The sequence below is a fragment of the Flavobacteriales bacterium genome (assembly GCA_016124845.1).
Taxonomy (GTDB): domain Bacteria; phylum Bacteroidota; class Bacteroidia; order UBA10329; family UBA10329; genus UBA10329.
Genome location: WGMW01000006.1, coordinates 17538 through 28753 on the forward strand (window position 1 = coordinate 17538; position 11216 = coordinate 28753).

10 protein-coding genes are annotated in these 11216 nt (G+C 47.5%); 4 read left to right on the forward strand and 6 right to left on the reverse strand.

Translation table 11 applies throughout. The features are described from left to right. Positions 1-448 precede the first annotated feature (448 nt). The 3 genes from GC178_02120 (at position 449) to GC178_02130 (ending at position 4295) form a co-directional block, all read left to right on the forward strand. On the forward strand, positions 449-3163 hold the full coding sequence (locus tag GC178_02120; GenBank protein ID MBI1286350.1) for a T9SS type A sorting domain-containing protein: 2715 nt from the start codon (positions 449-451) through the stop codon (positions 3161-3163). A 41-nt stretch (positions 3164-3204) separates the two neighbouring features. After that, positions 3205-3570: a 30S ribosomal protein THX gene (locus GC178_02125; protein ID MBI1286351.1), complete on the forward strand. Its 366-nt coding sequence runs from the start codon at positions 3205-3207 to the stop codon at positions 3568-3570. Positions 3571-3707: 137 nt separating this feature from the next. Next, positions 3708-4295: a YqgE/AlgH family protein gene (locus GC178_02130; GenBank protein ID MBI1286352.1), complete on the forward strand. Its 588-nt coding sequence runs from the start codon at positions 3708-3710 to the stop codon at positions 4293-4295. Here the strand turns inward: GC178_02130 and GC178_02135 are convergent, their stop codons facing one another. The 6 genes from GC178_02135 to GC178_02160 are packed head-to-tail and all read right to left on the reverse strand — an operon-like array spanning position 4296 to position 10016. Next, positions 4296-5141, reverse strand: coding sequence for a hypothetical protein (locus GC178_02135; protein ID MBI1286353.1), 846 nt, complete (start codon positions 5139-5141; stop codon positions 4296-4298). Beyond that, positions 5138-5620, reverse strand: a complete 483-nt coding sequence (locus GC178_02140) for an HAD-IIIA family hydrolase (GenBank protein ID MBI1286354.1) — start codon at positions 5618-5620, stop codon at positions 5138-5140. The genes GC178_02135 and GC178_02140 overlap by 4 nt, the downstream gene beginning before the upstream one ends. After that, entirely contained in the window at positions 5617-6237 is a 621-nt protein-coding gene (locus tag GC178_02145; protein ID MBI1286355.1) for a rhomboid family intramembrane serine protease, read from the reverse strand. Before GC178_02145 ends, GC178_02140 begins: the two co-directional genes overlap by 4 nt. After that, positions 6234-7175, reverse strand: coding sequence for a phospholipase (locus tag GC178_02150; protein ID MBI1286356.1), 942 nt, complete (start codon positions 7173-7175; stop codon positions 6234-6236). The genes GC178_02145 and GC178_02150 overlap by 4 nt, the downstream gene beginning before the upstream one ends. Position 7176: 1 nt before the next feature. Further along, positions 7177-7527 (reverse strand): hypothetical protein, encoded by a 351-nt coding sequence (locus tag GC178_02155; protein ID MBI1286357.1) that lies wholly within the window; start codon positions 7525-7527, stop codon positions 7177-7179. Continuing rightward, a complete protein-coding gene (locus tag GC178_02160; protein MBI1286358.1) occupies positions 7524-10016 on the reverse strand; it encodes a penicillin acylase family protein in 2493 nt (830 codons plus the stop codon). The genes GC178_02155 and GC178_02160 overlap by 4 nt, the downstream gene beginning before the upstream one ends. A 143-nt stretch (positions 10017-10159) precedes the next feature. Here GC178_02160 and GC178_02165 point away from each other — a divergent pair, with 143 nt between their 5' ends. Continuing rightward, on the forward strand, positions 10160-11203 hold the full coding sequence (locus tag GC178_02165; GenBank protein MBI1286359.1) for a hypothetical protein: 1044 nt from the start codon (positions 10160-10162) through the stop codon (positions 11201-11203). Positions 11204-11216 lie beyond the last annotated feature (13 nt).

Below are 11216 nucleotides of genomic sequence, written 5' to 3' on the forward strand. Positions count from 1 at the left end.
AAGCTGCTTACTCCGTTGGCTTTCCCGACTTCTGCTTTACCGAAGTTCCGCTTCTTTCAGTTCTGCCTCACCTCTCTAACCCTAAGGCTTCAAGGTTTCCGAGTGTCTTTCTTCTGAATCTCCGTAGAGTTTCTCGGAAAGTGGTCTATCAACCAGCCCTTTATCTCTCACTTGGTAGAACCAAAGGTATGTCAGCAATACCTTTGCAGCCAAAATTTTCAGCTCAGTTTTTTAAACAAAGAATGAACCGCTCTGTAAACAGCTTATGAACAGCTTATGAACTGAGTTTTAAACATTTGACCGATCGTCATGCTGTTGGCAAAGTACAGGTGTTCAATTATGTATCAAATGGTACCAAACTGACAAAAAGTTTAAACGGTGACAGCCGAACGACCTCGTTCAAATAGTTTTTTTTGTTTGTTTGTCTCGATTTCAAACCACTCATCAAATGACAAGAAAAATCTACTTATTCCTACTTGTAGTGTTGACCATTCCTGCCGTTTCGTTCGGACAGAATGGGATGAACAATCTGCGCAAGGTCAACATCAATGCGAGTTCAATTCCCGTTAGGCCGAGCACTTCTTCCGCTGCCGGTTCCAATCAACCTTTAGGCGAAAAATGCCAACAGAAAAGCAGAATGGAAGCGCTGATGGCAGCTGACCCGCTATACAGACAAGGTGTTGAGGATGCCAGAATGGAAACCAGAAGAATAATGGCTGAATTGGAATCAGGTGTGAGAACTGCGGCTACCGTTTACACCATTCCGGTCGTGTTTCACGTCATTCACAAAGGAGAGTCAGTAGGTTCTGGAACGAATATTTCCGATGCACAGATCCAAAGTGCTGTTGACGCCTTGAACCGTGATTACCGAAGAACGAGTGCCGATGGCGGAATTGCTCAAGGTGCTGGTCCTGACCTTGAGATCCAGTTTTGTCTTGCAGGTGTAGACCCTAACGGAAACCCGCACTCAGGTATCAACCGCGTCAATGGAACATCGGTAAGCGGATATTCCTCAAATGGTATCACAAGTTCAAACGAGCAGTCTGTGAAGAATCTTAGCCGTTGGGACAACCGCTATTATTTGAATGTTTGGGTTGTTTCTGAGATTGATGGAAACGGTGCAGATATTTCCAATCCTAACAACTGGGGTGGAGGAACTGCCGGGTATGCGTATCTGCCAACAAATCCTGTCACGCAAAACTCATCACTTGACGGTGTGGTCATTCTTAATATCTGCACAGGAAATGACCCGAACCAAAGTCATGGTTACCGACTTTGCAACTGGGCTGCTTTGACCGGGAGGACACTAACTCACGAAGTCGGTCACTTCCTTGGGCTTTACCATCCATTTGAGAACACTAATACTTGCAACTCTGAAACGAACTGCAACACTCAAGGTGATTACATATGTGACACCCCTCCTACAGTTCAGGGTTCATACTGCAACTCCCCCGCGTGCAACAACTCACTTGTAGAAAACTACATGGATTACACCGAAGAATCCTGTCAGAACATGTTTACATATGATCAAACGGATGTTGTACGGGCAACCTGCGCAGGAGTTCGTAATGCGTTGACCACCACAAATAACTGCGGTGCAACAAGTTCCAACGATTACGATGCAGGAATCTCCGCTATTTCTACTCCTACTGGAACAATCTGTGAAACTACGTTCTCCCCGGTTGTAACGCTGAACAACTATGGAACCACCACGCTTACATCTGTTCAAATTCAGTATTACATTGACTCGAATGGACCATCTACCTACAATTGGAGCGGAAGTCTGAGTTCGGGCAGTACTACTACAGTAACGTTGAACTCACTTACTACATCTTCCGGTGGTCATACGTTCACAGCGAAAACTGTTTCTGGAACATTGAATGGAAGCAACACCGATCAGGACACGGGCAACGACCAAAGCTCTGGAAGCTTTACAGTTTCCACCGGAGGTAGTGGAGTTACACTGACACTTACTTTGGACTGTTGGGGATCGGAGACCACATGGGAGATCAGAAACTCCTCAAATACTGTTGTAGAGTCTGGTGGGCCTTACACCGACAATCTACCTGGTGGATCTGGAACAATAACAGAAGCTTTCTGCCTTGCTCAGGGCTGTTATGACTTTACAATTTACGATGCCAACAGTGATGGCATCAACGGAACACTTTACCCGTCTTCATGTAACGTTGATGGTGATTACACCATTGTTGATGGAAGCAACGCCACACTTGTGCAAATGACGGCCAGCAATGGGAATTTCGGTGCCTCGGCCACGCATAATTTCTGTGTTGGAGGTGGGTCAAACCCAACCACCACGTGTGGCACTCTTGCCTCCTATGACGGTGAGAATTTCAGTGTAAACAGTACGGATCTTCCAAACTTCGATTTCCAAGCGATTGACAACGACCAACAGGCCGTTGCCACCAATCTTGCCAATGCCGGTTACACTTCAAATTGGATGGCAGGTTTCTACGAAGTTGTGGCTCCTGGCGACACCAACTGGTTCGTAGGTTCTACTTCTTGGCACGCCAATACTACAGTAGCTGCGGACAACTGGTTGACCTTTGGCCCTGTAACCATGCTTGATGGAGACGGCCAATTGAGCTGGAAACACATGATGGGCGATAACAGCTACAGAGACGGCTATGAGGTTCTTGTGGGAACTTCAGGTACTGCAGTAGCTGATTTCAGCGGTGCAACTGCACTGTTCAGTGTTGCTGACAATGATGCTTCCACAGATGGCGATACCGTTTGGACGCAGCAATCGGTTCAGTTACCTTCAGGAACATACGCCTACCAGAGTTTGTATTTCGCGTTCCACCACAATGCATTGGATCAATTCCTCCTTTTCTTGGATGATATTGATGTAGAAGGTTGCACATCGCTTACTGTGGGTGTAAAAGAAGATGAACAGTTCGATTTCAAAGTTTATCCGAACCCATCTAACGGAAACTTCACCTACAGATTCAAGGCTGCATCTTCACAGGACATCACGTTTACATTGGTGAATTCTGTAGGACAAACGGTTTGGGCCGAACAGAGCAAAGGGCAGATGGCAGGAACCAACACCATCTCAACAGATAATCTTGCATCTGGCGTTTACACGCTAATGGTGCGAAGTGAAAAGTTGAATGTTTCGGAAAGACTGATTCTTACGAAATAGGAGGCTTTTCCAATTTTTTCAAGCCCCATCGGAATTGTCCGATGGGGCTTTTTTTGTCTCTGTCGCCATGTTCCAAACCCAAAAAATCTATTTTACTAAGTTTGTCCGAACTCGAACCAAAAATCAAACAGATCATGGGAAAAGGAGATATCAAATCACGTAGGGGGAAAATTGCCAGAGGCTCGTACGGAGTCAGACGCAAGCGCAAAACTGCTGTTTCGGTGGTCATTCCTCCAAAGAAAAAAGCAGCAGCCAAACCAAAGGCGAAAGCAAACGTTGAAGAAGCCGCAGAAGAAAAGGTGACCAAGAAACCTGTAGCTAAAAAGACGGCAGCCAAAAAAACAACCGCAAAAAAGGCCACAACTACGAAGAAAGCGGCAAGTAAGAAAACTGCAGATTCCAAATAGGAGCATCTCTGTACGAATTCTAAGAGCCCGACCATACAGGTCGGGCTTTTCATTTTAAAAGACTGTGGATGAACTGTGTAAAAGACAATTTGACATGCATCCAACAACTGGCAGAAAAATTGCGTTATTAGTGTATCATGAACGTTACCGACATATTCAACGTGCCAGAACAAAGGTTGAAAGCAAGGAGCGGAAGATTGCTTATTGCTGAACCTTTTATGCAAGATCCATATTTCAAACGATCGGTGATACTGTTGACAGAGCATAGTGAGAACGGCTCTTTCGGATTGATCTTGAATAAGCCGATTCCGATGTATCTGAATGAGGCTATTGAGAATGCGCCTGTCTTCGATTCTAAGTTGGCGCTGGGCGGTCCTGTTCAGAAGGAAACACTGCATTATTTGCATCGGTTCGGTGACCGTATTCCAAATTCTACCGAAGTGATGGATGGTGTTTTTTGGGGCGGAGATTTCGAAACCGTGAAACAGCTTATGAAATCTGGCGAACTGAAACCCAAGGATATCCGATTGTTTGTGGGCTATGCTGGTTGGGCAGAGGGCCAGTTGAAGAGTGAAATGGAAAGTAAGAGTTGGATAATAGGTCGTGCCACTCCCAAATTGCTCTTCACCACAAAGCCTGAAAGTCTGTGGTCCGATATTCTGAGCAAGATGGGGCAGCCTTATTCTTACATGGTCAATCTGCCCGAAGACCCGCGGCTGAATTGATCAGATCAACCTGTAGGTCCTATTTATCTCATCCGTGAGTTTTGAGGCAAATCGTTTGAAGTAGCGTTTCTTGCCAACGGCAGCAACCCATTGCGGTCCTCGAGCTGCGTTTGTGAGAAAACACTCGTCCGCATCGTTCAATTCCTTTACTTCCACCAAACGCTCGGTCACTTTTAATCCCAATTGCTTTGCCTGCGAAATAACCACCGAACGCATAACGCCTGGAACGCCACCATTCCTCAGATCTGGCGTGATCAGCTCATTTCCTTTCAATAGGAAAATGTTGGAACCTGTGGCTTCGGCCAAATAACCGTTCGCATCGAGAAGGAAGCAATCATCCAAGCCATTCTTCTGAACAAAAACACCGCCCATGACATAAGGCAATGAGTTGCTCGATTTGAACGAACTCTGTGGCGCTGGATTGATGCTGTGCGTGGTGCATACCTCCACATGAAGCCCGTTCCTGTTCAATCTGTATTCAGGGAACTCCGCTGGTTCGCAGACCAATGACCAGCCTAAAAGGCTCTCTTCAGGTGCGTATCTGCCTTCACCCAAGCGAAAGCCGTGAAACCTCAATCGCGCATTCTCCAAGCTATTCTGTTTGCAAAGCTCCGAAGCATATTGCCCGAAGGTCTTCTCATTCAGATTTTGAGGAATTCTAATTTGAAGGAAATCCGTTGCCCGCAATAAGCGTTGCCAATGTCCTTTTATCAATGGGACGGAACCATTGGACATCCGCATCGACTCAAAGAATCCATCGCCATAGCGGAAGCCTCGGTTGGAAACGCTGAGAAGTTTCTCATCCGCAGGATAAAACTGGCCGTTGAAAAGTTGGTATCGGCTCATGGTAATTCGCGGCAAAGTTGAAGAATTCCGCTGTTCGCGTCAATGCGAATTCCTCGAACTCCCGCGGCCTCTGCCGCCAAGATGTCACGCTCGCCATCACCGATAAATACTGATTGGGAAACATCGATATTGAATCGGGCAATGGCCTTCTGCAACATCAATGGTTGTGGTTTACGGCACAGGCATTTTCCAACGTCATCATGATGCGGACAGTAATAGATCTCGTCCAGATCGATATTACTTTTCTGTAGCTCCGAACTCAGCTTTCCGTGCAACTCCTCTACCCTTTCCTTTGAGAAGATTCCTTTCGCGATTCCGCCTTGGTTGGAAATAACAATAAGCAGATAATTCTTCCTTTTCGCCTCTTTCAACGCTGCGGACACATCTGGCAGCACCTCAAAATCATCCAACTCAAACGTGTACTCGCCACGTTCCCGGTTCAGCACGCCATCGCGGTCAAGAAACAGGGCTTTTTTCATCCGAAGAAACGGTCAACGATCATGGATATGAACACCTTGAACTGAGACGGAACCATCAATATGGAATAAGAGAAACCGAAAGCTGCGCCCCAGAAATGGGCATCGTGTGCAATATTGTCGTTCGAGTTCTTATCGAGGTACCATTCCAACGCCAAATAACCGAGACCGAACAATACAGCAGGAATCGGAATAGGAATGAACATCAGAAATAGATCCATGGTAGGATTGAAGTAAATGGAAGAGAACAGAACAGCCGCCACCGCGCCACTCGCACCAACGGCATTGTAGTTGAAATTGTCCTGATGCTTTTGAAATGATGGAAGGGTTGAGAACAGAATTCCTCCAAGGTAGAGCGCAACATAACCAAATGCACCTACCGTTCCGCGATAGCCTGTAAAGTAGCTTTCGCTCATCTTCCCGAAGAGCCAAAGCACCCACATGTTCACGGCCAAGTGCATCCAACCAGAATGGATGAACGCGTGGGTAATGACGCGATACCATTCCCCACCATGTTTGACCAAATAGGCGTTGAACATCAGCTTCGACATCATTTCACGGTTCTGAAATGCCAGAACGGAAACCAAACCTGTAATGATGACAATTACGATGGTGATCATACAACTTCTGTTTTAGCACGCCATTGTTCCAGCGCTTTCTTGCAGGCGTTTCGGCCTTCTTCCACCAGTTCCTGCCCCCGATAGAATTCGAGTGTACTGCCTACGTGACGCGGAATGCTAACTACAATGTCGGGTTTGTATATCTCGATGTTCTGCTCGCACATGCGGTCCTGCATGAAATCGTAGGTCTTATTGAGCATACCGAGATAGTTGAGCGTGGTCTCCTGATTCTTATCCACCGGCTGTTCCTGTTCCGATTTGGACATGTTCAACCAACTCTTCACCGTATTCACCATCCGCGAAGTGTAATCACGCGCCTCTTCGTCAGAATGATCCTCATGCTCATCTTCCAACTCTACCTCGCGATAACGGACGTGACCTTCGGCATGCGCGTTGATGTTTACTGCCACCACAAGCGGTGTGGTACGCGGCATCAACGGTTCCAGCGGAAGCGGATTGAGCACACCGCCATCAATGAGAATACGGTCGCCCAATTTGGAAGGCATCATCAAGGTGGGAATGGACGAAGATGCTCGGATGACCGTGTAAAGGTCGCCTGTCCGCATCCATATTTCCTCCTTGGTCTTTACATCCGTAGCTACGGCCGTGTACGGAATATCAAAATCCTCAATGCGAATTTCTCCGAGCAATGACTTCAGATGTTCAAGCACTTTTTGGCCTTTCAGCACACCTTGCGTAGACATGGTGAAATCCATCAATCTGAGCGTGTCTCTTCGATTGAGCTGTAGTACCCAATCGGTGAACTTATCGAGTTTATTGGCGCAGTAAATTCCGCCAACGCAGGCACCCATTGATGTGCCGGCAATGTTGCCAATCTCGAAACCCTCTTCCTGCAAAACCTGAATGACCCCGATGTGGGCCAAGCCACGTGCCCCGCCACTTCCCAACGCCAACGATACTGTTTTCGGATTGTCCATTCTATTTGCTTATTGCTGCTCTGATCCAGCCTCCGGTCATGGAAGCAACACCAGCCACCAAACCTCCAAGGAAACCAGTGATAATGACCATCACAATGCCGAACGTGGGCAATTTAAACAACTCGAGAATCTGCATTGTAAGGATGGAATCACTTTTAACATCTATGAACAGCGAGAGCGCCATCCACGGAATGGCAACGCCATAAAATCCCGAAAAGAATGCGGTGGAATCGCCTTTTCCGAGAGCAGTTTCAACCGCCAACGCCACCAACACGGCCGTCCACCAAGGGAAGTAGGTCTGCGTGAGTGCGCTGAGTCCAGCGATCAATATCACCCTGATCAACAGATTCATTCGGCAGTCGGTTTAAAGGTTAACGTATGCCATCCCTCTTCTACTTCATCTGCACTATGCAATAGGTGCAATTGATTGTACTCGCCATCTGCCCATTTCTGCAAGGATGATCTGTAAAGTGGACTTCCTGGATTTCCAGATTGTCCGCCAGGAATGACACCATAAGCGGTCGGGCCGTTCTCGCTGAGCTGAACGATCATTCGCCACGAAGGACCGTGTGTGCTTGTGGTCGCATTCGGAGCATTCTCATTTCCGCCAACGAAGAGTTTCTTGGAACTCAACGCATCCAAACGCGCCAAGTGTTGAATGCGCGTTCCCTGATAATGCCCCCAATGCGGTCGATTGAACTTGTATTTGATGATGTCTCCGAACTTCATTGCCGTCCAATAAAATGAATCATGGATCATCTGCTTGGCATCTTCGCGGCTGTTGTTGGATGAATGATGGTCGAAGATGATGTTCTCAGGATCGTTCTTCAACAGATCGAGCGTCACTTTAGCCATCGGATACACATAACGCGGGTCTCTCATGTCCACTTTCGCCTTGCCCGTTTCCGAAAGTTCCATCCAAGAATCTCGGTAGTATTTATCCTGATCCCAATCCTTGCTATTGAACTCATCCCAAACCAAATTATTGAACTCGTCCCACCATATCTCGAAAACGGTCGGTGCGATCAATCCTTTGTCATTGCGATAGTCCCAACCTTGCAGTTCGTTCCATGCCAAGGTTTCATATTCCTTGTATTGAAATTCGGATGTATCCAAAAGCGCCAGCATCAGCGGCAATGCTTCCTCTGCCAACAGGTTGTAATTGGAAAGCTGCAGATCCATCATATCCTGCACCGAAACGCTGCTATCGCTGCGCAAAAAGCGGTTGATGGTGCGGTTTCGGAACTCCTCATATACACCCGAATAGTAATACGGGTATTCCGAATCGGTGGCGGGTTGGTTGGCCGAACTCACAAATCCACGCTCAGGATTGTGCATGTGCGGGTTCTGTTCCTGCGGGATGAAACGCTCGTTGAGATGCCCCATCTCATTTCCATTAAGCACAAAACGACCGTAGTTCTTCGGTTTTATCTTGAATTTGCCCTGCTGCCAAATGGCGATGTCGTTATGCGCATCGGCAAACACAAAATTCTGCCCAGGACAACTGTAGTGCGATAATGCCTTTTCGTAATCGTTGTAATTCTTGGCGCGATTGAGTTCGTAAAAACACATCAGCTCGTCCGAAGGGTCGTGGGCGAACCAACGAAGCGCAAGATTCTCGCCCGTTTCCTTGTTCGTGTAAGCAATCGGCCCATAGGCCGTGTAAAGCACCGTGTCAATCACATCCGCTTGTCCCCGCACCTTCAATGTTTCAATGCGCGGTTCGGCCGTGTACTCACGATCACCGATATGATAAGTGTGTGTTTTTTCATCATCAAATCGGATGGTGTAATAATCCTTCACATCGCGCCCTGCGTTGGTAACGCCCCATGCAATGCTGTCGTTGAAGCCGATGGTGATTCCAGGCGAGCCAGGAAGCGAAACTCCATAGCAATTGATGTTTGGTGCATGCAACTGAATCTCATACCAAATGGACGGCAGCGAAAGTTTCAGGTGCGGGTCGTTGCACAGAATGGGCGAACCCGTTTCTGTCCTGTTTCCAGAAACCGCCCAGTTGTTGCTTCCCACAAAATGCGGCTGAATGCTGGTCATTTCCCAATCTGATTCCGTTGCCATTCCAACAGTCTCCGTTTCCGAAGCAAAACCTGAAGTATCTGGTTCGAAACCTGGCACGATCGGATCATCCAAATACTGTTGATCGGGGAAAAGTTTGAAGAACATTTCTGCACCCAACAGTTTCAAAGCCTCTGTGTTCGGACGGTCGCGCTCCGTATCATTTAGCATTTTGGCCATGTACTTGAGCAGAAGGGCCGATTTCAGCACCGTCCATTCTTCGGGTGCGTAATTCAGCAGTTTATATTCAAGCGGATAATCCTCTGGCTGAAGCGAACGGATGTACGTGTTGATACCGTCTGCATAAGCGGTCAACTCCTCCATGCAGAGCGAATCCTCCTTCATCATCTCCATGGCGCGTTCCGCTGCCCAGACCATGCCAATTCTTCGTTGTTCCAGATCGAACGCCAGCGCCTTCTTGCCAACAATCTCTGAGATTCTACCTGCGGCAGCGTGCGTCTGAAACTCCATCTGCCAAAGTCGGTCCCTGGCGGTGAGGTAGCCTTGCAGGAAATACAGATCGTGATTGTTGGAGGCGAAAATATGTGGCACACCTCGGTCGTCCATCACCACGTGAGATTCGTTGGAGAGTTGACCGAAAGTGAAGTTATCAACCGATTGGTGGTCTTTCAGGACCGCATTCTGCCAAAACCCGTGATACGGATCCACGAATTTCATGATCGGTGGCAACGAACCGAGGCGTGTGTTTCCGAGGTAAATAAGCGCTGTACAGAGCAGCAGACCAAGTAGTAGTTTCAACAACTTCATTCCGACCTCGAAATTAGGATTCTCTGCTTTTCCAAACTTCAAATCATTGTTAAAACGGTACGGAAGTTGCAAACGGGCAAATCCCAGAATTTCTGTAACTAATAATTGACCGAATGCGTAATCGTGCCACGATCGAAATCTCAATGACCAGACTTTTACTCTACACACACAGACGTACCAGATTACCGCTTGTTTTTCTGTTGGCAGTGTTCTTCTGTTCCGATGGTTTTTCACAGCCTGTTCCCCCAGCCAATAGCAACATCAAGTTTCTTGTGACCTTTGGGAAACAGGCGAGTAAAAATTATGGTGATGATGATTTTTCACAGGTATTTTTCCTCTCTGTCCCGGCTTCGGAGACCGATCCGTTCTACATAAGAGTTTTCGATCCGGACATCGGTGGACAGTATGATGAAGTTTACAATGGTGTAGATACCAAGACAAAATTCAGTATTTACGGAGGCAAAGGCGCTTGGACCGAACCAGATGCGCAGCAGACCGAACCTACCGGAAAGTACAAGGCCGGAACACTGCTGGATTCGCGTTCGTTCGGAGAATCGGACAAATACGATAACAATTGGTACAGTTTCGGTCCACTCGACCCAAAGGAGGGCGAATACGTGGAGGAGTTCAAAGCCTACCTTTTCAAGATCGTGGCAGAAGGCACAGAAGGGAACGATGGCAATCTTTACAACTACTTCTTCAGTCGCGGTCCCAATGTCAACAGCGCCATTGAAGGCGCCAATGCTTTTGCTTATGAGTGGACCTTCAGGATGCCGGACGAGAAGAACGCGGTCTGCCACCTCTACCCTTACATTATGGATGATGTGGTCTCCATACAGCAGTTCAATTTCGATTGGGATGATGATGGCATCATCAAGATCGTTTCTTACGAGAAGAAAGGCGAATGGGTGGAAATGAGCAACGAGGCCAATTGGAAGAGCAGCACCCACAAGATCCTTCCCACCGAACGGAATTCGTCACTCGACATTCAGTTCGTTAGAACCAAAGAAAAGGCCAAGAACAACAATAACGTCTGCTTCAGTTTCAAGAATCAGTACGGACAGTACATGCGCTTCTACACCATCCCCATTGGTGGCGTGCAGCGGTTCAAGTATACCATCAACCAGTTGGAAAAATGGCGGGAGCAGGAACGTTTTGAGAACAATCCAGTATTTGAAGAACATTGACGTTTACATCGAG